Below are 23,868 nucleotides of genomic sequence, written 5' to 3' on the forward strand. Positions count from 1 at the left end.
AGCCGTCGTCAAGTTACCCACCTCCGCTTCGCCCCGCCAACGGGTGCGGCTCAAGGAGCGCTTCATGACTTTGCTCATCCTCGCCTACCTCGGCGGGATTCTGACGATCGTCAGTCCGTGCATCCTGCCGGTGCTGCCGTTTGTTTTCTCGCGGGCTGGCCAATCCTTCTCGCGCAGCGTGTTGCCAATGCTTGCGGGCATGGTGCTGATGTTCGCGCTGGTGGCAACGCTCGCCGCCGTTGGCGGAAGCTGGGTCGTGCAGGCGAACCAGTATGGCCGCTGGCTAGCGCTCGCGCTCGTTGCCCTGTTCGGTGCGACGCTCCTCTTCCCGAAACTCGCCGAACGGCTCACGCATCCGCTCGTGTCGCTGGGTGATCGTCTGTCGCAGTCGGCGCAAGGCAACGGCGCCGCGACAGGTAACGCGAACACGGGCCCCCGTCCGGGAGCGTCGTTCCTGCTTGGCATTGCCACCGGCCTGCTCTGGGCGCCCTGCGCCGGTCCGATCCTCGGCCTTGTGCTCACGGGCGCGGCGCTGCAAGGCGCCAGCGTCGGCACCACGCTGCTGCTCGCCGCCTATGCGGCCGGCGCCGCCACGTCGCTTGGGCTGGCCCTCCTGGTCGGCGGACGCGTCTTCGCCGCCATGAAACGCTCGCTCGGCGCAGGTGAATGGGTTCGCCGCGGGCTCGGCGGGCTGATGCTCGCGGGCGTCGCCGCCATCGCCCTCGGGCTCGACACCGGCGCGCTGGCGCAACTCTCGACGGCGTCGACAGGGGGTATCGAGCAGCGGCTCGTCGACGCGCTTGGTACACGCCGCGCCGCCGCTCAGGTCGGCGCGAGCGTCGATAGCCACACTGCCGGCCCGACCATGATGCCCGTGCGCGATACCACGATGCGCGCCACCGCCGATGCCCCAGCGCCGTTGCCGGTCGAAGGCCAGTTGCCCTCGCTGGACGGCGCCGTGCAATGGCTGAATTCGCCTCCGCTCACGGCGCAGGCGCTTCGTGGCAAGGTCGTGCTCATCGACTTCTGGACCTATTCCTGCATCAACTGCCTGCGCACGTTGCCCTACGTCAAAGCCTGGGCGCAGAAGTATCGCGACCAGGGCCTTGTCGTCATCGGCGTGCACGCGCCCGAATTCGCGTTCGAGCGCGACATCGGCAACGTGAAAAAGGCCGTACACGATCTGGGCGTTGACTACCCGGTGGCCATCGACAACGACTTCGCCATCTGGCGCGGCTTTCACAATCAATACTGGCCGGCACACTATTTCGTCGATGCCCAGGGCCGCGTGCGCTACCACCACTTCGGCGAAGGCAATTACGCCGAGTCGGAACGCGTGATCCAGCAGTTGTTGCGCGAGGCCGGTGCAAAGCAGGTCGCGAGCGGCATTGCCGACGTGCAGGCCGGTGGTATCCAGCAAGCGGCCGACATGGGCGACGTTCGATCGCCGGAGACTTATGTCGGCTACACGCGCGCGGAGAACTTCGCCTCCCCCGGCGGGGCCGTGCGCGATCAGGTCAGCGACTACCGCGCGCCATCAACGCCGTCGCTCAACCAATGGGCGCTGGCCGGCGACTGGCGCGTGGGCCGGAACAGGCCACCGCCATGCAGGCCGGGGCGCGTATCGTCTATCGCTTCCACGCGCGTGACCTGCATCTCGTGCTCGGCCCGAAGGCCGGCGGCGAACCGGTGCGCTTTCGCGTAACGGTCGACGGTAAGCCGCCGGGCGACGCGCATGGCACCGACGTGGGCGCCGACGGTACCGGCACCGTCGCCTCCCAGCGCCTGTACCAGTTGGTGCGACAGTCGGGCGACGTGCGCGACCGTACGTTCAGCATCGAGTTTCTCGATCCGGGCGTGTCGGCCTACGCGTTCACCTTCGGCTGAGGTCGATGGCATTCGGTGCATCGCACCGCGCCCCGCCCTAAAATCCAATGACCCGGCAGCGACTTCGCATGACCGCTGCCATCGAGGCGTCTACGGACGCCGGGAGTTTTCAGATGAATCCGTTCGATCCGCTTCACCCGTCGCAGGCCCGCGACGAAACGCCAGGCCAGTCGCCCCGCCGCACGACGCCCGCTTCGCGAGTGCGACGCCTGCTGCTTGGCACCGCCGCCGTCGGGGTACTCGTCTGGCAAGTGGGCGCGTACGCCTTCGGCGGTGCCGAGACAGCCGTTGTCATCGCCGCCCCAAAGCTCGACGAGCCCGCCACGGGGGTCCACACCGAGACGGCCGTATTCGCCGGTGGCTGCTTCTGGGGGTGCAAGGGGTGTTCCAGCATGTGAAGGGCGTGACGAAAGCCGTGTCCGGCTACGCAGGCGGCACCGCGAAGACGGCCGATTACGAAACCGTCAGCGGCGGTGCGACGGGCCACGCCGAATCGGTGGAAGTGACGTTCGACCCTCAGCAAGTCTCCTACGGGACACTGCTGCAAATCTACTTCTCCGTCGCGCACAATCCGACCGAACTCAATCGTCAGGGCCCCGACACCGGCACACAATATCGTTCGGCCGTGTTCCCGATGAGCGACGCACAACGCCGTGTCGCCGACGCGTATATCGCGCAGCTCAACGCCTCGCATGTCTACAGCAAGCCCATCGTCACCCGCCTGGAAAAGTACTCGGGCTTCTATCCGGCCGAGACCTATCATCAGGATTTCCTGACCGAGCACCCGACGTATCCGTACATCGTCATCAACGACCTGCCGAAGGTGAAAGACCTCAAGCGTCTGTTCCCCGCACAGTATCGCGACACGCCCGTGCTCGTGAAATCCGCCACCGCGATGTAAGGCGTCAATGCGGCGATGGGCGATGGGCCCGGGCGGCCCGCGACTCTGGCGCCCCCCTCGCCCCTACCCTTGCCGCACGCTCGGCTTATCGCGGCGTGTCGGCGAGCTTGTACACGCGAACGCGGTGACCATCGGGATCGGACGCCACGAACGTGCGACCAAAGTCCATCGTCGTCGGCGCCTGCAGAATCGTGATGCCTCGCGCGCTCCAGTCCTCCCACGTGGCGTCCACGTGGGCGTTCGACGCCACCGGCAGCACGATTTCGCTGCCGCCGGGCGGCGCGATGGCCGTCGGCGCCACGCCATAGCGCGCCCACAGTCCCAACTTCATCCCCGACGGGAACACGAACATCGCGAATCCGGGCGATGCTTCAACCGGCTCGAGGTCGAACAATTCGGCATAGAACGCCGCGCTTTCGGGGGGACTCGAAACATACAAAATGACCAAGTTCGGATGCAGCATGATTCGCTCCTGTCGATAGTGATGGATGACGTTTCGCCCGGCCGGTCCCCGCATCTGCGGTGCCGTCGTGCGCTGTCATGCATCGCATCGTACGAAGCGATGCTGTCAATTTTTGTCAGCAGTCGACCGGCGCCCGCGAAGCATCGCGAAAGCCGGCGGAGCTCACCGATTGCCCGTCGTTTCGCGCCACGCCTTGAGCAGCGCCCGTCGCCCGCGCGGGTAGCGCGTCGCGCTCACCGTCAGCGCCTCGATCCGATCGGCGCGGAAATGACGGAAGTCGTCGCGCAGCTCGCACCACGCGACGATCATGCGCATGTGATCGAAGAAGCCGAGCGCAAACGGCCAGATGACACGCTCGGACAGGCGACCCGCTTCGTCGCGATAGGACAGTTGGAGTTTTCGCTCGGCGCGAATGGCTTCGCGAATGACCGTCATGTCGACGATCGTCGGCGGTAACGGTTCGCCCGGGGCGATGAGCAAGGTGGATGCCTCGAGCGACGCGCGCAGGTCCGGCGGCAACACCGCCGCGATCTTGGCCAGCGCGTTCGCGCCGGCTTCGGCCAGGGCGCCGTCGGTACGCTTGGCGACCCACCGCGAGCCCAGCACGATGGCCTCGATTTCCTCCTCGGAGAACATCAGCGGCGGGAGCAGAAAGCCCGGCTTCAGGACGTAGCCAAGCCCCGGCGCCCCTCGATGTGCGCGCCCTGGGCCTGAAGCATGGCGATGTCGCGGTAGAGCGTGCGCAGGCTCACGCCGAGCGAGTCGGCCAGCGCCGCGCCCGCCACCGGGTAGCGGTTGCGGCGCAGCAGCTGCATCAATGAGAAGAGACGTTGTGTGCGGGACATGGCGCGACATTATGCGTCATGCCGTTGCGCGCGGCAGTGCACCGGATCACTTCTGGCGCAGTTGTCTGACGATCTCGGAATTCACGTCGCCCGCCTGAGCGCCGTAGGCCACACGCAGGTAATTGCTCAACTCGGCAATCTGCGCGTCGGTGAACTGGCGCGCGAAGCCCGGCATGTCCTGCATCGCTTCCAGCCCAGGGAACTGCTGCGGCTCGATGCCATCGAGAATCGCGACGATCAGATTGCGCGGATCCTTCTGACGCACCGTCGAGTTCCCCAGCATCGCCACCGCCACATGCGGCTTGCCTGTGCCGTCCACCGCATGGCAGCCCGCACACACGGCGAGATAGAGGTTGCGTCCCGCCTTCAATTGGCTAGTGTCGGCGTGCGCCGGCAGCGGGGTCGGCGCGGGCGGCGCGTCACCAAGCAGGTACGTCGAGAGCGAGCGCAGATCGTCGGGTGTGAGGTATTGCGTGCTCAGATGCACCACCGGATACATCTCGCCGAATGCCGACCCTTGCGGGGCAATTCCCGTGCCAAAGAACGACTGCAGATCCTTCACCGTCCAGCCGCGTGCCGCCAGGGCGTCGGGCGTCAGATCAGGCGCGGCAATCCGGGCGAGCGCCGCCCCGCCGAGCGGCTTCGCGCTGTCGAGCTGACCGAACGTGCCGCGTGGCGTGTGGCATTCGGCGCAGTGTCCCAAGGCGTTCGCGAGATAGCGTCCACGCAGCCAGTCGGCGGACTGTCCCTTCGAGGCATCGGGCAATGTGTCCTTCAGGAACATCCAGTCCCACACGCGCATGCTCGGGCGCACGTTGTAGGGGAACGAGAGATCGTGCTTTCGATTGGGCACGGCCGCCGGCTTCACCGACATCAGGTAGGCGTAGATGGCGTCGCTGTCGGCGCGGGTCATCTGCCGATAGGACGTGTACGGCATGGCCGGATACAGCGCCTTGTCCGGGCCATTCCGTCATGCAGCGCGCGGTAGAAGTCGTCGGCGGTCCAGCCGCCGATGCCGTGTGTCTTGTCCGGCGTGATGTTGGTGCCATAGAACGTGCCATACGGCGACTTGAGCGGCACGCCGCCCGCAAACGGCGCGCCGTTCGCGCTCGTGTGGCACGCGGCGCAATCGGCCGCTCGCGCCAGATATTTGCCGCGAGCGATTCGCTCGGGCAATGCGTTCTCCGCCGGCGAGGCCGATGCCGCGGCCCCACCGCTGGCCGACGATGCCGAGGCACTCGGTGCATCCGCGGCCATCCCGCTCGTCACGAGCGCGGGCGCCGCCGTCGTCTTGGGCATTGGCGGCTGGGCGGGCTTGGGGGCTTGGGCACCGTCGAGTCGTTGCAGGCGGCGACGAGCAGCAGCGCGACAAGACAAGCCGCGCGCGCGCTCCAGCGGGTGGCGCGATTCAGGCGCATGGCGTCCCCTCTCATTTCGCATCCCTGATACAACCGGGCGTCTTGAGCACGACGTCGCGCACGGCCGTGTAATAGCGCACATACCCCGTGCACCGACAGATATGGTCGTTGAGTCCCTCGGTGATCGCGGCTTCGAGATCGGCGCGCGCGACCGGGTGGCGCTTCAGCCGTTCGATCAACACCGTCGCAGCATTCACAAAGCCCGGCGTACAGTAGCCGCACTGGAAACTGAAGTGATCGAGAAACGCCTGCTGGATCGGTGCGAGCGTGAGCTTGCCGTCGGCATCGCGCACCGCGTGGCCTTCCACCGTGCGCACCGTCTTGCCGTCGAAATAGTTCGCCCCGGTAATGCACGTGCGTACGGTCTCACTGCTGCCGTCGGCGTGATCGACGATCACCACGCAGGCGTGGCAGATGCCCTGCCCGCAGCCCAGACGCGAGCCGGTCAGGCCCAGGGTCTCGTGCAGCCAGTCGATCATCATCAAACCGGCCGGCACGTCCATCGGGCCATGCGACACACCGTTCACCTTCACGGTGACGGGCAACGTCTCCCACGGTGCTTTGCCGTTTGCCGGGGCTGCCGCCGCATTCGCCGCAAGCGGTGCCGGCGCCGCACTCGCCGCGCTCATCGGTTGTCCCGCGCCCGTCGACGCCGTGGCGTCCGACGCGGCCTGCGGTGTGCTCGAAGCGTTTGTCATGCCAGTACCTCCTGGATCTTCTCCGGTGTCACCGGCAACGTCGTAAATCGATGGCCGATCGCATGCGCGAGACCGTTCACAATCGCGCCAACGACGGGAATCATCACCACTTCCGCAATGCCTTTCGGAACGTCGGTTTCGGAGATCGGTGGCAATACCTCTCCGGTTTGCGTCCACACGGCGACGTCGACCGCACGCGGCAGGTGATACCGATTGAAGTTCCATGTGCCATTGCCCGGGCCGTCTTCATAAAGCGGCAGATACTCGTGCAGCGCATGGCCGATTCCCATCGCGAGACCGCCCTGCAATTGGCCCGAGACGAGTTGCGGCGAGATCTGGTTGCCGCATTCGACAATGGAATGATGGGTGAGCAGTTCGACCTTGCCGGTCGCCTCGTGCACCGACAGCGCCACGAGCGTGCCGACGGCGCTGTAGTACGTCACCGCCGCGTTGTTACGCTGCACCGGCGGGTAGTACACGCGCTTGCGATCGAGGGTGCGATAGCCGGTGGCCGACGTCGACGCAGTGGCCGTCGACGGCGTGGCCCCACCCTTTCCAAAGCGCAACGCAATGCCATCGACAGGCAGTCGCTGCATCGCGCCGTTGCCCAGATCCCAGTCCGCTTCGGCCCACTGCCAACGATTGAAGACATGCACCGTCGCTCCGGTCACCAGGCCCAGTTCGTGGGCCGCCTTCGCAAGCATGGGTAACGGCAGCGCTTCGAGCCCGGCGGCCGTGAGTTTGCCGTCGACCCAGCGTGCGTCTTCCGCCCGCACCACGAGCGGTGCGGCCTGTCCGCCGCCGAGGCCGCGACGCCAGATCGACAGCGCCGCCGGCCACAATCCCTGCATGAAGAGCAACCGTGCCGCTTCTCGCGTGCTGTGCGTGAAGTAGTAGGCAGAGTTCGTCGCGCTCGACGGCGAGGCGTATCCCGGCGACCAACGCGCATTGGCAGCGAGCCTGTCCTGATCGGCCTGCGACATCAGATACGGATCGCCGCTCGTCACGACCGGCAACTCCGGCCAGTCGGTGATCGCGACATGCACCTCCGTGGCCGGCATGCCAAGCCATTTCGCCACGGCAACCGCCTGCGACGTCGACGTGCCCGTACCGATCTCCACGGCCGTGTGATGTAACGCTATCTTGCCCGTCTCGTCGATCTCGACACGCGCGAACGACGTCTCGGCACCAGTGCCGAAGTCTTTTTGCACGCAAGCGAATCCGACCCCGTAACGACGTCCCGGATGTGTCGCCTCGAACTCCGCTTTCTTCTTTTCGCGCTGCGTCCACAACGGATGCCGTTTCGCGCGAGCAAGCACCTCATCCACCCGCACCGCGCCCGCTGGAATCGCCCCTTGCGTGTTCTTCATGCCCGAGCGCAGCGCGTTCTTGAGACGGAACTCGATGGGATCGACGCCAAGCTGCGCCGCCATCTCGTCGATCATCATTTCCGTGGCGGCCATCGACTGCAACGTGCCGTAACCGCGCGCCGACCCGGCATCGATGGCCCGCGACGCAATTGCCACGCTCGCCAGATCGCTCTGCGGGATGTAGTAGATCGACTGCGCTGCCGTCGCGCCGACCATTGCCACCGAGGGCGAGAAATTCATCCGCCCGCCGCCGTTGCACTCCATGTCGGCCGCGAACGCCTGGAGCAGTCCGCTCTCCTTGTCGACGCCGAGGCGATAACGCAGCGTGAACGCGTGACGCTTGAGCGACGTCTGGAACTGCTCGTAGCGGTCGTTGGCCAGGCGAACGGGCAGGCCGTCGCCGTACATCGCTGCGGCCAGACCGTAGAACGGCATGTTGTAGTGATCCTTCGACCCGTAGCCCACCGTGTAGCACGGATAGACGATCAGGCGCTTGACCGGGAAGTGGCCCTTGGCCGCCATGGCCGCCGCGTTCTCCGCGACTTCCGACGGCGATTGAGAGGGCACCACCATATGCAGCGTCTGCGTGGCGGCGTCGTACCAGCAGTTGGCGTTATCGGGTTCGAGCGCCGCCGTGTCGATCGACTGCGTGCGGTACTCGCGCGACATCACCAGCCAGTTCGCCGGCGGGTGCGAGAGCGATTCGCCGATCTTCGCCGCGTAGGCCATGCCTTGCTCGTCGAGCTTGCCGTGGTCGTTGCCGTCCGGCCACACGGGCAGATGCTTGCGCATCATGCTCGGGAAGATCGGCGCGTCCTTCAGACTCGAGTAGACGTCATCGTCATAGGCCGTCTTGCCGCCCACGCGCACGAAGCGGAAGCTGCCCCACGGATCGCGTTCCAGCGGACCTGTCACGTCACCATAGCGAATGATCTCGTCGTGGAACTTGAGCTTGTCCTTGGCGAAGCGAAAGCGCGTGAAGTCGCGATAGATCAGGATCGCGACGGCGTGGCCGAGATAAGCCGGCGTCTTGCCGGCCGGCAGCAACATGTCGTCGCCATAGAATGCCGGGAACGCTATCCCGTCGCGGGCCAGATCGTCGGCCGTCACAACACGATCGGGTTGCAGGCCATCGTCCAGACGCGAGAGATCGAAACCTAGATATGCGCGGTCAGCATGCGTCGCGCGCAGCACGAAGGCATGGGCTTGCTGCACGGGCCAACCCGGCATGTCGCGCGAGCGCACGTCGCGCGCGAAAATCTTTTCCCCGGTCACCTTGGCCGTGCCGTCGATACGGAACTTCGCTTGTCCCTTGGCGGCGTCCCACGCAACCGGCGTGAGGTTCTTGTCTTCGAACAGCGCGGCGAACGCCCGGCTGCCCAACGGGGCGATATACACAGAGATACCCGCAATCACCGACGCCTTGAGAAACCCGCGACGCGTCACCGCGATACCGGGGGCGGCATCGGGACACTGGGCGTTTCGAGAAGACGCCGGAGATTCGGCGGCGGTATTGTGACGAGCGTCGTCGCTCGACACAACCGCAGGGGGAGCGGGCTTTCTTGGCAGGCGCGGCATAAGCGTTCCGTCCGTCTTGTTTTGGGGGGATGTATCACGATCACCAAGCTCGCGCAGACACCAATGCGCACAAAACGGCACCGCGACGATCACCGGGGCGAGATATCGGACACTTGCCGACTCGACCCACGAGGCATGGTCACGACGCGTGACATTCACCTGCCGTGATGCGCTCGTGAAGTTCGGTGAGAAGACGCTTCATGAGTGACACCGGACGTAGCAAGGCTACACGCCGAGTCCAGGAATGACAAGGTTGGCCATAGCACGCCGCGAGAGAATGCGCATGTGCCGTCGTCCAATGCACGCCGTGCAGCGGGCGCGGACGGTTGCTATTCGAAGCGGGTGATGTTGCCTATGCCCAATGAGAAATGCCGCTATATCTGTTTGGACATAGCGGCATCGAACGGAGGGTACGGCGCGCGTTTCAGCGCGTGGCGTCGATACGCAATTCCATGCACGTGAGATCGAGCCAGCGGCCGAACTTCGTGCCGACTTCGCTGAACGTGCCGACCGTAAGGAAGCCGAGCTTTTCGTGCAGCCGAATCGACGGTGCGTTCTGCGCTTCGATACTCGCGATCATCACGTGAATGCCGATGGCGCGCGCGCGCTCGATCAGCGCGCGCATGAGCGTCTCGCCGACGCCGCCGCCTCGCGCGTTCTTGTCCACGTAAATGGAATGCTCGACCGTGTGACGATAGCCGTCGAACGCGCGCCAGTCGCCAAACGACGCGTATCCCGCGACCTTGCCGTCGCGCTCGGCGACGATCACGGGATACCCACGCGCCACGCGTGCCGCGAGCCACTCGCGCCGGTTGTCCACGTCGACGAGCACCTCGTTCCAGATGGCGGTCGTGTGCTCGACAGCGTCGTTATAGATGTCGCGAATAGCCGGGAGGTCGGCGTCGGTGGCGTCGCGCACGATGAGCGAGGAAGTCATTTGAGGGGTCCCGCAAACAAGAAGCCGTGGATGACGGCGTGAACAATGCCATCTATTTTACTGGAAATTAATTTCCAGTAAACTGGACGCCATGGACATCAACGAACGCATCGCCCGCCGTGTGCGAGATTTGCGCAGCGAGCGCGGCTATTCGCTGGATACGCTGGCGGAACGCAGCGGCGTGAGTCGCTCGAGCATCTCGCTCATCGAGCGGGCGCAGACCAGCCCGACGGCCAACGTGCTCGACAAGCTTGCCACTGCGCTCGACGTTACGCTCGCTTCGTTGTTCGATGACCGGGCGAGGGAAGATACGCTGCCATCGCCGCTCGCACGCCGTGCCGACCAGCCGGTCTGGACGGACCCGGACTCGGGCTACGTGCGACGCAACCTTTCGCCGACGCAGCCGTCGCCGTTGCAGCTTGTCGAAGTTCGCTTCCCGCCGGGCGAGCGCGTCGCCTATGAGGCCGGCACGCGAGAGAATGAAGTCTGGCAACAGATCTGGGTGATTGAAGGCGCGATCGAGGTCACATTGGACAACGTCGCATGGCGGCTGGGTGGCGGCGATTGTCTCGCCATGCGGCTCGATCGGCCGATCAGCTTCCACAATCCCACGCCGGTCTCTGCGCGCTATCTGGTCGGGCTCGTAACGTTACCGTTCGTGGCTGCAAGGAGAACACCGTGATTCCTTTTGCCTTGTCGTCCATCGCCCCGCCCATCGCCCTGCAGCGACTTGACGGCGCCCAGACCTTGGCGGCGATCGACGTGCTTGCCGACGTACTCATCGACTGCGTGCAGGGCGGTACATCCGTGAGTTTCATGCAACCGCTCACACGTGAGCGCGCTACCGCATTCTGGCGAAAAGTCGCTGAAGGTGTTACGCGTGGCGAGCGTGCGCTGCTCGTCGCCCGTTGGCGTGAACCCGGCTCGGCTCGCGACGGGGAAATCGTCGGCCAGCCCCCGCTGGCCCCGTCAGCCCGACATCAGCGCACCAAATAGCCCGCGACCCGCCAACGGCTGTCGATGCCGAAGACCATCGTCACCATCTCATGGGCCTCGGCTTTGTGCTCGAAGACCGTGTTGTACTGAATGACCACATACTCGCCGTCCGGCTGCCCGGGCAGCGTGCGCGTAAACACCGCATCCGCGGTTTTGCGCGACTTCACCCGGCCCAGCGGCTCGCGCGCGGCCTGCAGGCGCTGAGCCCAGTCGTCGGCCGTGATCGCTCGCTGGAACACCGGGGCGGCCTGCTCCCAGCTCTGCTTTCCACGATTGATGTCCGTCAGTCCCAGCCAGAGGTTGGCGGCCTCGAGCGCGGGACGCACGTCGCGATTGATATCCGCCGCCGGGGCGCTTGCGCTGCTGGCCGGGGCAGAAAATAGCGGCGGCTGGGCCGAGCGGCGCAACATCGGCTCTTGCTGCGCCTGCGCCGGGAGTGCGGCAAGCCCGGCGATGGCCACGACGGCCAGCGCCAGCGTGGGGGACCGGCGAAAGCGAGGGGAGCGATGTGACGGATAGGATCGGGTCTTCGGCATTGACGCAAACTCCTTGAAACAAAAAAGACGAACCCAGTCATTCTACTGGCGTGTTAGGCATGTAACGCGCGTAGCGGCGTACATTACAATGCACAACACATGTCCGCTTCCCCCGCTGGTCATCGCCATGTTGACGACGTCTTTGCTCGCGATCACCTCCCTGCTCAGCTTCATGATGTTGCTGATCATGGGATCTCTTCTACGCTCGCACGTGGCGGGCGTTCGCGAGTGGTGCTTCGCCAACGTCGCGGTACTCATTGCCCTGCCGCTGTTTGCGCTGCGCGGCGTCGTCCCAGACGTCCTGTCGATCGCTGTCGCCAACGTTACCCTAGCGGGCGGCCTGCTGCTTTACTTCGCGGGCTGTGCTCGCTTTCTCGGCCAATCGCCGCATTGGCCGGCATTGGGCGCATCGCTCGGCGTGCTCGCTGCCGCCATCGTGTTCTGGCGCTACGGCACCGACGACCCACAGGCGCGCGTGGTCGTCGTCTCCGCGTTTCACGCGGCGTGGCTGTTAGCCACGGCCGTGCTCATTGCCCGACATATTCCCCCGCGCCGGCATCCTTACAACTATTGGCTGACGACGGGCCTCGCGGCGGCGTTCGCCATCGGGCATGCCGTGCGCGGCGTGGCCTTCGGCTGGGCGCCGGCGCCCGGGCCCGAAGTGTTCGCGCCCACGATGTTCAACGCCGTGATGCTCACCATCGGCACGATCGTCATGCCCGCCATGACGATGGGCGCGGTCATGATGATTCACGACGCCATGCTCGCCACCGCAGAAGAGGCCGCCAACCGCGACTATCTGACCGGCGCGCTCTCTCGCAAACACTTCGACCTGCTCGCGCGTCAGGAGATGGCTCGGGCGGTAGCCCGCAGTTGGCCCCTCTCGATCGTGGTCATCGATCTCGATCATTTCAAGCGGATCAACGATACGCACGGCCATGCGGGCGGCGACACGGTGCTTCGCGAATTCGTGAAGCTCGTGCGCGATATCCTGCGCGAAGGCGATGTCTTCGGGCGGCTGGGGGGAGAGGAATTTGCCGTGCTGCTGCCGGGCACGGACACGCCCGGTGCAATTCGCATTGCCGAGCGCCTGCGCAGCCAGGCGAGCCGACATCTGGTGGCCGGCCCGTTCGGCGTGTGTCAATACACGCTCAGTGGCGGCGTGGCGACGTGGCACGAGAATGAAAGTCTCGAGGCGCTGTGCATGCGCGCCGACCGCGCGCTGTACGCCGCGAAGATTTCCGGGCGCAACCTCGTGCTCTCCGACGTGCTGCCGAGCGACGAGACAGCGTCCGAGGCGGGCTGATCCCGCCCGGCGTCGGCCTCCGGCGTCGATGTCAATTCGCGGCGGTGTGACGTCGTGAAATCGCGGATCTGCCGATTTGCCGTCCTGCCTATCGGACGCTACGCCTCAAGCGCTCGAGCCTTCGCCCGCGTCGCGAAAGAACTCGCGCTGCATGCGCGCGACATAGGCCATCAGATTCGGATGGTTTGCGATTTCGTCGCGCAGCGCCATGCGGAAATGCGGCGACGCGGCGCTACCGATGAAACCGAAAGCCGTGGCATCGGCGCCGCACGGCGCATCACCGAAAAAATAGGGTTTGTCGCCGAGCAATTCGGCCGCCGCCTGTGCGCCGCGCTTGAGCAGTTGCGTTTGCTCCTGCGGCGTATAGCGCCCGGTGCCCTGCGCGTGCAGCGTGCCGCGGATCTTGCGACGGATGAACGCTTGCGCAAGTGGCCGCACCGGCCAGGGAATCGCCTTGAAGAACGAAGCCGGCCCCTTGGCGAAGTTGTCTTCGTCGCACCAGCGCGCCTGCACGACGTGCCAATAGAAATGATCTTCCAGCGCCTTCTCGAACATCCACGCCGCGCCCCGTCGCTCGGGCGTGAGACCGGCATCGAAATCGAACCCGTACTTACGCTCGATGTGCAACCGGATCAGCGTGGAGTCCGCGACGATCTCACCTTCGTCATCGATATAGGGAAGCTTACCCTTGGGGGCATGCCGAAATCCACTGCGATCCGTCCGATAGGACAGTCCGGCGAGCTTGAGCAGCATCTCCGCCTTGACGACAAACGGGCTGGCATCGGGTAGCCCGAACGACGGGCCAAAGGTGTACAGGGTCAACATCGAGGTCGGGTTCCCGCAGGGTGGGCATGGCGCAAAGTATTACATGCGGCGACGACTGCGGCGACCCCGTCGGGTCTGTCGGGTCACGTCACTCGCGCACTGTGATTTTATACAGTATCATGTCCTCCAATCGAGGAATGTCTTATGGAAACCATCGACTGGGATCAACTGGCGTTAAGCGCTGCCGAGCGCGACCTTGCTGGCATCGTGAGAGCGATTGCCGCGCGCTACGCGCAACAGCGTGCGGGCACCGCGAAAGCCACATCGGCACGCACTGCCGCCGTTGCGACAGCCCCTGAGGAAGCGAACGAAGCGAATCATCCGAGCGAAGCGGCAGCGGCATTGACGCTCGACTGGCGCACGCTCCTCGCCATTGCCGACGAGGCAGAGGCGGATATTGGCCTGCATGCACGGCATGAGGCGTGGGCGCTGGCGCGGCTGCTGCGCCTGCCCGGCGACGAAGCGCTGTGTCGCGGCGGCGCTTTGCCGCAGCTCGATGCACTCGTCGATCTGCATTGGCCCGACGCCCCGGCACCGGCGGTATTCCGTGCCATCGTCGCGGCATTCGCAGATGACGACCTAACCGGCGACGACGCCGCGCCGTTTCCGTCCGACCGATCCGTTCGGCCGATCGCGTCGCACGCCAATGCGCCGGCATGGCCGGCCTGAGCGCGGCCGAAGTGCGCAAGCGCAACGCGACCGATGACATGCGGGACATCGCAATCGAGCACGCCGACGACGCCGCGATCCGCGATGTGATGGATCCTGACGCACTCGCCCGCTCGTTGCCGGCGCCGATGGTCTTCGTCGATCTGGAGACGACGGGTGGCAATGCGCTCGGCGACCGCATCACCGAGATCGGCGTGGTCGAAGTCGGCCCGCATGGCGTGGAACAGTGGAGCACCCTGCTCGATCCGGCCGAACCGATCCCCCCGTTTATCCAGCAGTTGACCGGAATCACCAATGAGATGGTGCGCGGTCAGCCGTCGTTCGAGACGCTGGCGCACGGATTGGCGGAACGTCTGCAAGGCAAGTTGTTTGTCGCCCACAATGCGCGCTTCGATTATGGTTTTCTCAAAAACGAATTCCGGCGTGCCGGCATCGCGTTTCAAGCCGATGTTTTGTGCACGGTGCGTCTGTCGCGTCTGCTGTTTCCCTCGGCGGCGCGGCACGGTCTGGATGCGCTGATCGCCCGGTTCGGCCTCGCCCCGCTGGGCCGTCACCGCGCGCTCGCCGACGCCGATCTACTCTGGCAGTTCTGGCAAAGGCTTCACACGATTTACACGCCCGATCTGATTGAGCAGGCGGTGCAACGCGTGACCAAACGGTCGAGCCAGCCGCCGCAGTTACCGGACGACGCCATCGACGCCCTGCCGAACCGCCCCGGCGTCTACCTCTTCTATGGCGAAGGCGACACGCTGCTGTATGTGGGCAAGAGCGTCGACATCCGCGCACGCGTGCGTTCGCATTTCTCCAGCGATCATCAGGTCGCCAAGGATCTGCGTATCTCGCAGGAAATCCGGCGTGTGGAAGCGCGCCGCACGGCGGGCGAGCTTGGCGCGTTGCTGCTGGAGTCGCAACTGGTCAAGCAGTTGCAGCCGGTACATAACCGTCAACTGCGCCGTGCTTCGCAACTCTACAGCTGGCAACTCACGCCGGATGCCGAGACGCCCGAGCTGGTCAGCGCGAAGGCGGTCGATTTTGCGGGCGCCGAGGCCTTGTACGGCACCTTCTCGTCGCGCACGCGTGCGCAGAGCGCGCTGCGCACGCTGGCGGACGAACATCGTCTGTGCTGCGCGCAGCTCGGGTTGGAGACCGTGGGCGCCGGCCGGCCGTGCTTCGGATACCAGGTCAAGCGTTGTGATGGTGTATGCGTCGGCGATATGCCGCTCGCCGCGCACACCGAGCGGGTTCGCCAAGCGCTCGCCACGCTACGGTTGGAAACGTGGCCGTACGAAGGCCCTATCGCGGTTGAAGAACGCAGCGCCGATACCTTGGAGGTCGACTACCACGTGATCGACCGCTGGCAGTATCTGGGCACTGTGACGTCGCGTGACGCGTTGGACGCCTTCGTCGACACCTTGCCTGCCGTGACCGGCTTTGATCCTGATATATACCGACTCCTGGGCCGACGCCTCGCTGCCTTGCATCAGGCGAGCGATACCGTCGTACATGACGTCGCTGGCGCTCAGTCGGCCGCAGTGGAAGACGACATCCCGACGTCGGTACGCGGCAAGGCAGCACTACTGGCCGTTCTGCCGCTGAGCCGCCCGGCGTTTCGCCTCAGCTTGCTAGATCCACCGGCCCCAGCGCCCGACAGGCCCAGCGCGGCGCTGTTGCGTCGCCGTCGACCACGCCCAGAAGACCCTGCGCAATATCGGCTGCCGTTCGACGCTCAGTAGCGCAGGCGGTCGGCAACGGCCGCCTTAATGCGTCGTCCGCCGGACGCCCGCGGCCCCGTCGCCGTAACGCCCGCAATTAAGTTTGTAGTATGGGACCCTGACCGAATTCCGTCCCAATAGCCGGACGGAGGTCAGTCGCGCGAAGCCACGCGCCGACGATAACGCTGTTCGATCACCCAGCGCATTGAGACAATTGAGGCACCCCATTCCTGAAATAGCCAAGCAGACGTCAGTCGCGAGAGGCCATGCGCCGGCGATAACGCTGTTCGATCACCCAGCGCATTGTGACAATTGAGGCTCCCCATTCCGGCAACGGCATCCACCGAAGACCGTCCGGCGAACGGGTTCCGAAATGGTGGATAGGTCAGGGGAATGTCAGCCAGATCAAGCTGCCCCGTCACGACCTGGGCATCAAGCCACGCTGCCGCGACAGGGCCAGGCGTTATCGCCGTGGACACGACCTGGGCATCGAGCCACGCAAGCGCGCCGGCGCTGCGCATTATCGCCGTGGACACGACCTGCGCATCAAGCCACGCTGCCGCGACAGGGCCAGGCGTTATCGCCGTCGACATGACCTAGGCATCGAGCCGCGCCGGCGCTCGGAATTATCGCCGTCGGCACGACCTGGGCATCAAGCCATGCAGCCGCGCCAGGGCTGGGCGATATCGCCGGGGAAAAGCAAAAACCCCTTGCTACACGAGTTAGCAAGGGGTTTTTAAGGGGAGCCTGACGATTACCTACTTTCACACGGGTATCCGCACTATCATCGGCGTGGAGTTGTTTCACGGTCCTGTTCGGGATGGGAAGGGGTGGTTCCAACTCGCTATGGTCATCAGGCATAACTTGTGTGTTCTGCTGAGCGGGGCTCAACAAAACCAATTCGGAAGAAGCGTAGTACTACGTTTGTTGGGTTGCGAGTTGTATCGGCACATTGCACGACACTCACACCAGGAAAACACACTGGTTATAGGATCAAGCCTCACGGGCAATTAGTATCAGTTAGCTTAACGCATTACTGCGCTTCCACACCTGACCTATCAACGTCCTGGTCTTGAACGACCCTTAAGGGGAATCGAGTTCCCAGGGAAGTCTCATCTTAAGGCGAGTTTCCCGCTTAGATGCTTTCAGCGGTTATCTCTTCCGAACATAGCTACCCGGCGATGCCACTGGCGTGACAACCGGTACACCAGAGGTTCGTCCACTCCGGTCCTCTCGTACTAGGAGCAGCCCCCTTCAAACTTCCAACGCCCACGGCAGATAGGGACCAAACTGTCTCACGACGTTTTAAACCCAGCTCACGTACCTCTTTAAATGGCGAACAGCCATACCCTTGGGACCGGCTACAGCCCCAGGATGAGATGAGCCGACATCGAGGTGCCAAACACCGCCGTCGATATGAACTCTTGGGCGGTATCAGCCTGTTATCCCCAGAGTACCTTTTATCCGTTGAGCGATGGCCCTTCCATACAGAACCACCGGATCACTATGACCTGCTTTCGCACCTGCTCGACTTGTCAGTCTCGCAGTTAAGCACGCTTTTGCCATTGCACTATCAGCACGATTTCCGACCGTACCTAGCGTACCTTCGTACTCCTCCGTTACACTTTGGGAGGAGACCGCCCCAGTCAAACTGCCTACCATGCACTGTCCCCGATCCGGATTACGGACCTAGGTTAGAACCTCAAACAAACCAGGGTGGTATTTCAAGGACGGCTCCACAGAAACTAGCGTTCCTGCTTCAAAGCCTCCCACCTATCCTACACAGACCGGTTCAAAGTCCAATGCAAAGCTACAGTAAAGGTTCATGGGGTCTTTCCGTCTAGCCGCGGGTAGATTGCATCATCACAAACACTTCAACTTCGCTGAGTCTCGGGAGGAGACAGTGTGGCCATCGTTACGCCATTCGTGCAGGTCGGAACTTACCCGACAAGGAATTTCGCTACCTTAGGACCGTTATAGTTACGGCCGCCGTTTACCGGGACTTCAATCAAGAGCTTGCACCCCATCATTTAATCTTCCGGCACCGGGCAGGCGTCACACCCTATACGTCCACTTTCGTGTTTGCAGAGTGCTGTGTTTTTATTAAACAGTCGCAGCCACCAGTTTATTGCAACCCTTTCACCCTCCTGGCGCAGGCCAGTCAAGCTACAAGGGCGTACCTTATCCCGAAGTTACGGTACCAATTTGCCGAGTTCCTTCTCCCGAGTTCTCTCAAGCGCCTTAGAATACTCATCTCGCCCACCTGTGTCGGTTTGCGGTACGGTCTCGTATGACTGAAGCTTAGAGGCTTTTCTTGGAACCACTTCCAATTGCTTCGTACCCGAAGGTACTCGCCCCACAGCCTTGAATTACGCGCCCGGATTTGCCTAAGCGCCTTCTCCACTGCAGGGACCGGGACTTCCAACACCCGGACAACCTTCCGCGATCCGTCCCCCCATCGCATCATACGACGGTGCAGGAATATTAACCTGCTTCCCATCAGCTACGCATCTCTGCCTCGCCTTAGGGGCCGACTCACCCTACGCCGATGAACGTTGCGTAGGAAACCTTGGGCTTACGGCGAGGGGGCCTTTCACCCCCTTTATCGCTACTCATGTCAGCATTCGCACTTCTGATACCTCCAGCATCCTTCACAAGACACCTTCACAGGCTTACAGAACGCTCTCCTACCATGCGAGCAAGCTCGCATCCGCAGCTTCGGTATATTGCTTAGCCCCGTTACATCTTCCGCGCAGGACGACTCGATCAGTGAGCTATTACGCTTTCTTTAAAGGGTGGCTGCTTCTAAGCCAACCTCCTGACTGTTTTAGCCTTCCCACTTCGTTTCCCACTTAGCAATATTTAGGGACCTTAGCTGGCGGTCTGGGTTGTTTCCCTCTTGACACCGGACGTTAGCACCCGATGTCTGTCTCCCGTGATTGCACTCTTCGGTATTCGGAGTTTGCTATGGCGAAGTAATCCGCAATGGACCCTTCAACCATGACAGTGCTCTACCCCCGAAGGTGATACACGAGGCACTACCTAAATAGTTTTCGGAGAGAACCAGCTATTTCCAAGTTTGTTTAGCCTTTCACCCCTATCCACAGCTCATCCCCTAATTTTTCAACATTAGTGGGTTCGGTCCTCCAGTACGTGTTACCGCACCTTCAACCTGGCCATGGATAGATCACTTGGTTTCGGGTCTACACCCAGCGACTGAACGCCCTATTCGGACTCGCTTTCGCTACGCCTTCCCTATTCGGTTAAGCTTGCCACTGAATGTAAGTCGCTGACCCATTATACAAAAGGTACGCAGTCACCCCTTGCGAGGCTCCTACTGTTTGTATGCATGCGGTTTCAGGATCTATTTCACTCCCCTCCCGGGGTTCTTTTCGCCTTTCCCTCACGGTACTGGTTCACTATCGGTCGATTACGAGTATTTAGCCTTGGAGGATGGTCCCCCCATCTTCAGACAGGATTTCACGTGTCCCGCCCTACTTTTCTCAAGCTTAGTTCCACACCAGGGTTTTCTCATACGGGGCTATCACCCACTATGGCCGGACTTTCCATTCCGTTTTGATAACACCGGTGCTAAATCTTGAAGGCTGGTCCCATTTCGCTCGCCACTACTTTGGGAATCTCGGTTGATTTCTTTTCCTGCAGCTACTTAGATGTTTCAGTTCGCCGCGTTCGCTTCACTAGACCTATGTATTCAGTCTAGGATGGCCCAGAGGGCCGGGTTTCCCCATTCGGACATTTGTGGATCAAAGCTTATTTGCCAGCTCCCCACAACTTTTCGCAGGCTATCGCGTCCTTCATCGCCTGTAATCGCCAAGGCATCCACCACATGCACTTATTCGCTTGACCCTATAACGAGAATGTCTCCCCGTTATAGGTTGAGTTTTCGCGTTGTGCCGTATTCCAAGTCATCTTTCGATCACTTAAATACTAGTTGATACAATCACAACCCGTACAATTTCCACGCGCCATCTCTAACGCGCTTCCGTTGTACTACTACTTCTTCCAAATTGTTAAAGAACAAATACTGCATGACATTGCTGTCATTCAAAAACATTCACGCTAAATCACTATTGGGATTTACTACAGACGTAAAAGCTTTTGACTGACATCGATGTGCGATCTAAGGAATTGGTGGAGGCAGACGGGATCGAACCGACGACCCCCTGCTTGCAAAGCAGGTGCTCTCCCAGCTGAGCTATGCCCCCCAAATCAGTCTGATGCGGCGTTACAAAAAACCTTGCATACCCATGTATGCGGCGGCTTTTTGTGCCTTGCCTCAGCCAGATTTCTTTCTACCAGGCGTCGGTGGAAAGAGTTTGGTGGGTCTGGAAGGACTTGAACCTTCGACCCCCGCCTTATCAAGACGGTGCTCTAACCACCTGAGCTACAGACCCGACTTAGATCTACGCAGTCAAACAACCGATAAGCGTGAACACTCAACTTCCAGTGCATGCTCTAGAAAGGAGGTGATCCAGCCGCAGGTTCCCCTACGGCTACCTTGTTACGACTTCACCCCAGTCATGAATCCTGCCGTGGTAAGCGCCCTCCTTACGGTTAGGCTACCTACTTCTGGCAAAACCCACTCCCATGGTGTGACGGGCGGTGTGTACAAGACCCGGGAACGTATTCACCGCGACATGCTGATCCGCGATTACTAGCGATTCCAGCTTCACGCAGTCGAGTTGCAGACTGCGATCCGGACTACGATCGGTTTTCTGGGGTTAGCTCCACCTCGCGGTTTGGCAGCCCTCTGTACCGACCATTGTATGACGTGTGAAGCCCTACCCATAAGGGCCATGAGGACTTGACGTCATCCCCACCTTCCTCCGGTTTGTCACCGGCAGTCTCCCTAGAGTGCTCTTGCGTAGCAACTAAGGACAAGGGTTGCGCTCGTTGCGGGACTTAACCCAACATCTCACGACACGAGCTGACGACAGCCATGCAGCACCTGTGTTACGGTTCTCTTTCGAGCACTCCCACCTCTCAGCAGGATTCCGTACATGTCAAGGGTAGGTAAGGTTTTTCGCGTTGCATCGAATTAATCCACATCATCCACCGCTTGTGCGGGTCCCCGTCAATTCCTTTGAGTTTTAATCTTGCGACCGTACTCCCCAGGCGGTCAACTTCACGCGTTAGCTTCGTTACTAAGGAAATGAATCCCCAACAACTAGTTGACATCGTTTAGGGCGTGGACTACCAGGGTATCTAATCCTGTTTGCTCCCCACGCTTTCGTGCATGAGCGTCAGTATTGGCCCAGGGGGCTGCCTTCGCCATCGGTATTCCTCCACATCTCTACGCATTTCACTGCTACACGTGGAATTCTACCCCCCTCTGCCATACTCTAGCCTTGCAGTCACGAATGCAGTTCCCAGGTTAAGCCCGGGGATTTCACATCCGTCTTACAAAACCGCCTGCGCACGCTTTACGCCCAGTAATTCCGATTAACGCTTGCACCCTACGTATTACCGCGGCTGCTGGCACGTAGTTAGCCGGTGCTTATTCTTCCGGTACCGTCATCCCCCGAGGTATTAACCCAGAGGATTTCTTTCCGGACAAAAGTGCTTTACAACCCGAAGGCCTTCTTCACACACGCGGCATTGCTGGATCAGGCTTTCGCCCATTGTCCAAAATTCCCCACTGCTGCCTCCCGTAGGAGTCTGGGCCGTGTCTCAGTCCCAGTGTGGCTGGTCGTCCTCTCAGACCAGCTACAGATCGTCGCCTTGGTGAGCTTTTACCCCACCAACTAGCTAATCTGACATCGGCTGCTCTTGTAGCGCGAGGCCCGAAGGTCCCCCGCTTTCCTCCTCAGAGCGTATGCGGTATTAATCCGGCTTTCGCCGAGCTATCCCCCACTACAAGGTACATTCCGATGTATTACTCACCCGTTCGCCACTCGCCACCAGGTGCAAGCACCCGTGCTGCCGTTCGACTTGCATGTGTAAGGCATGCCGCCAGCGTTCAATCTGAGCCAGGATCAAACTCTTCAGTTTAAACCTGTTACTGTTTTCGGTTTTTCGTGATAAATCACTCGAACCGGTCGCTCTCAAAGTATGCTGACAAGTTAATTACTTAACTTACCTATTACTTATGTGAGCCTCAATAAATTTAAAGCTTATCTGCCGAAGCAGACGCACTATTCATCGAGTGCCCACACTTATCGGTTGTCTAGTTTTTAAAGATCAATCGCATCGAACTTCGCTTCGTCGCACACTTACCGCGCCGTCGCTTCGTTTTCTGCGTCGCTGCATCTGCAGCAGAGAAGCAAGATTATGTCGCAGCTTCTCGTCGTCGTCAACAGTTTTTTTCGCCTTCTTCGCTCGCCGCCGTAGCGACTCACAAGCGCCAAAACCACCAACCACCGGGCTTTCCAGCCCGTCGCCTCCACCGCTTCGCTGCTTTCGCTGCGTCGCCGTCGTTGCGAGAGACGGAATATTAGACACCTTCGACGAACCGCGCAAGCCCTTTGTGAAACTTTTTTGAACGCGAGGCAATTTTCTGCGTTTTCGCGTTCTGCCCCACCGCGTCCTATCTGTATCCAGACGCTATAGAGAAGAGTACCGGCGCCCGTCGCACCGCCTTTGGCACAATAGCGCCCATGAACACTGATCTTTCCCAGGACGCCTCCGGGCCCGCGCATCCATTCTCCACCCTCCTGCCCGACACCGTCATTGCCGCCGTCGAGCAGCTTGGCTATTTCAGCGACGGGCGCCTGCTCGCCCTCAACAGTTATGAGAACCGCGTCTATCAGGTAGGGATGGAAGACGGCCCTCCGCTCATCGCGAAGTTCTATCGCCCCCAGCGATGGACCGACGACGCCATCCTTGAGGAGCACGCCTTCACACAAGCGCTCGCCCATCAGGAAATTCCGGTCGTTGCCCCGCTCGAGACGCAAGGCACGACCCTGCACCATTTCAACGGTTTCCGCTTCGCCCTCTTCCCCCGACGCGGCGGCCGAGCCCCCGAACTGCAGGATCCCGACACGCTCAATTGGCTCGGTCGCTTTCTCGGCCGTATTCACGCAGTCGGCGCCATCCAGCCGTTCCGGCACCGTATCACCCTGGACATCGACACGTACGGACGCACCCCGGTCGACTATCTGTGGGCGAGCGACTTCATTCCGAACGACCTGCGCGACGCCTGGCGCAGCATTGTCGACCTGGCGCTCGCCGGTGTCGCGCGCGCTTACGAGCGGGCTGGAGATGTGAAACTGCTGCGCGTGCACGGCGACTGCCACGGCGGCAACGTGTTGTGGACCGATGCCGGCCCGCACTTCGTCGATTTCGACGATACGTGCATGGCGCCGGCGATGCAGGATCTGTGGATGCTGCTTTCGGGCACGCGCGAAGAGATGACGGTCCAGCTCGATGAAGTCCTCTCCGGCTACGAGGACTTTGCCGACTTCAGCCCGCGCGAGCTGCATCTGACAGAAGCCTTGCGAACGCTGCGCCTGCTGCACTATAGCGCCTGGCTGGCCCGGCGCTGGGACGATCCGGCGTTCCCCGCCGCCTTTCCGTGGTTCAACACACAGCGCTACTGGCAGGACCGCATCCTGGAGCTTCGCGAACAGGTTGCCCTCATGGACGAGCCGCCGTTGTCCTGGCGCTGACCGACATCCGCGCGGGCCGACTCGCGGGCCTGTCAGCCGAATTGGTCGAATTGGTCGAATTGGTCGAATTGGCCGAGTTGGCCGAGTTGGCCGAGTTGG

At 62.0% G+C, this 23,868-nt stretch carries 13 protein-coding genes, 2 tRNA genes, 3 rRNA genes and 4 pseudogenes; 8 read left to right on the plus strand and 14 right to left on the minus strand.

What is annotated here, in order from left to right:
* Window positions 1–64 precede the first annotated feature (64 nt).
* A pseudogene (locus DRB87_RS16690) lies at window positions 65–1,887 on the plus strand (cytochrome c biogenesis protein DipZ).
* A gap of 113 nt (window positions 1,888–2,000) precedes the next feature.
* Window positions 2,001–2,788 (plus strand): annotated as a pseudogene (gene msrA / locus DRB87_RS16695) (peptide-methionine (S)-S-oxide reductase MsrA).
* An 85-nt stretch (window positions 2,789–2,873) separates the two neighbouring features.
* Here the strand turns inward: msrA and DRB87_RS16700 are convergent.
* The 7 genes and pseudogenes from DRB87_RS16700 to DRB87_RS16725 form a co-directional block, all read right to left on the minus strand.
* A complete protein-coding gene (locus tag DRB87_RS16700; RefSeq protein WP_017235070.1) occupies window positions 2,874–3,251 on the minus strand; it encodes a VOC family protein in 378 nt (125 codons plus the stop codon).
* Between the two features lie 162 nt (window positions 3,252–3,413).
* Complete coding sequence (locus tag DRB87_RS16705; RefSeq protein ID WP_370363101.1) at window positions 3,414–3,887, minus strand: helix-turn-helix transcriptional regulator; 474 nt, start codon at window positions 3,885–3,887, stop codon at window positions 3,414–3,416.
* A 26-nt stretch (window positions 3,888–3,913) separates the two neighbouring features.
* Window positions 3,914–4,096, minus strand: coding sequence for a helix-turn-helix transcriptional regulator (locus DRB87_RS24330; RefSeq protein WP_370363102.1), 183 nt, complete (start codon window positions 4,094–4,096; stop codon window positions 3,914–3,916).
* A 46-nt stretch (window positions 4,097–4,142) separates the two neighbouring features.
* A pseudogene (locus tag DRB87_RS16710) lies at window positions 4,143–5,395 on the minus strand (cytochrome c).
* Window positions 5,396–5,525: 130 nt separating this feature from the next.
* Window positions 5,526–6,212, minus strand: a complete 687-nt coding sequence (locus DRB87_RS16715) for a (2Fe-2S)-binding protein (RefSeq protein WP_130026703.1) — start codon at window positions 6,210–6,212, stop codon at window positions 5,526–5,528.
* Entirely contained in the window at window positions 6,209–9,028 is a 2,820-nt protein-coding gene (locus DRB87_RS16720; protein ID WP_130026704.1) for a xanthine dehydrogenase family protein molybdopterin-binding subunit, read from the minus strand. The genes DRB87_RS16715 and DRB87_RS16720 overlap by 4 nt, the downstream gene beginning before the upstream one ends.
* Before the next feature lie 556 nt (window positions 9,029–9,584).
* The gene (locus tag DRB87_RS16725; protein WP_017235074.1) at window positions 9,585–10,097 is read right to left on the minus strand and encodes a GNAT family N-acetyltransferase; all 513 of its coding nucleotides are present in this window, start codon (window positions 10,095–10,097) and stop codon (window positions 9,585–9,587) included.
* Between the two features lie 91 nt (window positions 10,098–10,188).
* On the opposite strand from DRB87_RS16725, the gene DRB87_RS16730 reads away from it, so the two are divergent.
* Window positions 10,189–10,779 (plus strand): helix-turn-helix domain-containing protein, encoded by a 591-nt coding sequence (locus DRB87_RS16730; RefSeq protein WP_130026705.1) that lies wholly within the window; start codon window positions 10,189–10,191, stop codon window positions 10,777–10,779.
* 20 nt (window positions 10,780–10,799) lie between these two features.
* A pseudogene (locus DRB87_RS16735) lies at window positions 10,800–11,003 on the plus strand (GNAT family N-acetyltransferase); the annotation flags it as partial.
* Window positions 11,004–11,077: 74 nt separating this feature from the next.
* On the opposite strand, the gene DRB87_RS16740 reads toward DRB87_RS16735, so the two are convergent.
* Window positions 11,078–11,629, minus strand: coding sequence for a DUF4019 domain-containing protein (locus DRB87_RS16740; RefSeq protein WP_130026706.1), 552 nt, complete (start codon window positions 11,627–11,629; stop codon window positions 11,078–11,080).
* 127 nt (window positions 11,630–11,756) lie between these two features.
* On the opposite strand from DRB87_RS16740, the gene DRB87_RS16745 reads away from it, so the two are divergent.
* A complete protein-coding gene (locus DRB87_RS16745) occupies window positions 11,757–12,935 on the plus strand; it encodes a GGDEF domain-containing protein (protein WP_130026707.1) in 1,179 nt (392 codons plus the stop codon).
* 105 nt (window positions 12,936–13,040) lie between these two features.
* Here the strand turns inward: DRB87_RS16745 and DRB87_RS16750 are convergent, their stop codons facing one another.
* Window positions 13,041–13,760 carry a glutathione S-transferase family protein gene (locus DRB87_RS16750; protein WP_130026708.1) on the minus strand — a complete coding sequence of 240 codons (720 nt, stop codon included), beginning with the start codon at window positions 13,758–13,760 and terminating at the stop codon, window positions 13,041–13,043.
* A 144-nt stretch (window positions 13,761–13,904) separates the two neighbouring features.
* Here DRB87_RS16750 and DRB87_RS16755 point away from each other — a divergent pair, with 144 nt between their 5' ends.
* The gene (locus DRB87_RS16755; protein WP_130026709.1) at window positions 13,905–14,429 is read left to right on the plus strand and encodes a DUF2471 family protein; all 525 of its coding nucleotides are present in this window, start codon (window positions 13,905–13,907) and stop codon (window positions 14,427–14,429) included.
* Window positions 14,417–16,162 (plus strand): 3'-5' exonuclease family protein, encoded by a 1,746-nt coding sequence (locus DRB87_RS16760; protein ID WP_130026710.1) that lies wholly within the window; start codon window positions 14,417–14,419, stop codon window positions 16,160–16,162. Before DRB87_RS16755 ends, DRB87_RS16760 begins: the two co-directional genes overlap by 13 nt.
* Window positions 16,163–16,886: 724 nt before the next feature.
* Here the strand turns inward: DRB87_RS16760 and rrf are convergent.
* From rrf to DRB87_RS16785, 5 genes are all read right to left on the minus strand, one after another.
* Window positions 16,887–16,999: ribosomal RNA gene (gene rrf, locus DRB87_RS16765) — 5S ribosomal RNA — on the minus strand.
* Between the two features lie 131 nt (window positions 17,000–17,130).
* Window positions 17,131–20,008, minus strand: a 23S ribosomal RNA gene (locus DRB87_RS16770).
* Window positions 20,009–20,291: 283 nt separating this feature from the next.
* Window positions 20,292–20,367, minus strand: a tRNA-Ala gene (locus tag DRB87_RS16775).
* Window positions 20,368–20,479: 112 nt separating this feature from the next.
* Window positions 20,480–20,556: transfer RNA gene (locus tag DRB87_RS16780), tRNA-Ile, on the minus strand.
* Window positions 20,557–20,621: 65 nt separating this feature from the next.
* Window positions 20,622–22,153 (minus strand): 16S ribosomal RNA (locus DRB87_RS16785).
* The 16S, 23S and 5S rRNA genes sit together here with 2 tRNA genes alongside, the layout of an rRNA operon.
* Before the next feature lie 605 nt (window positions 22,154–22,758).
* On the opposite strand from DRB87_RS16785, the gene DRB87_RS16790 reads away from it, so the two are divergent.
* Entirely contained in the window at window positions 22,759–23,769 is a 1,011-nt protein-coding gene (locus DRB87_RS16790) for a serine/threonine protein kinase (RefSeq protein ID WP_130026711.1), read from the plus strand.
* The last annotated feature ends 99 nt before the right edge of the window (window positions 23,770–23,868 follow it).

Source organism: Pandoraea sp. XY-2, from assembly GCF_004193915.1.
Taxonomy (GTDB): Bacteria; Pseudomonadota; Gammaproteobacteria; order Burkholderiales; family Burkholderiaceae; genus Pandoraea; species Pandoraea cepalis.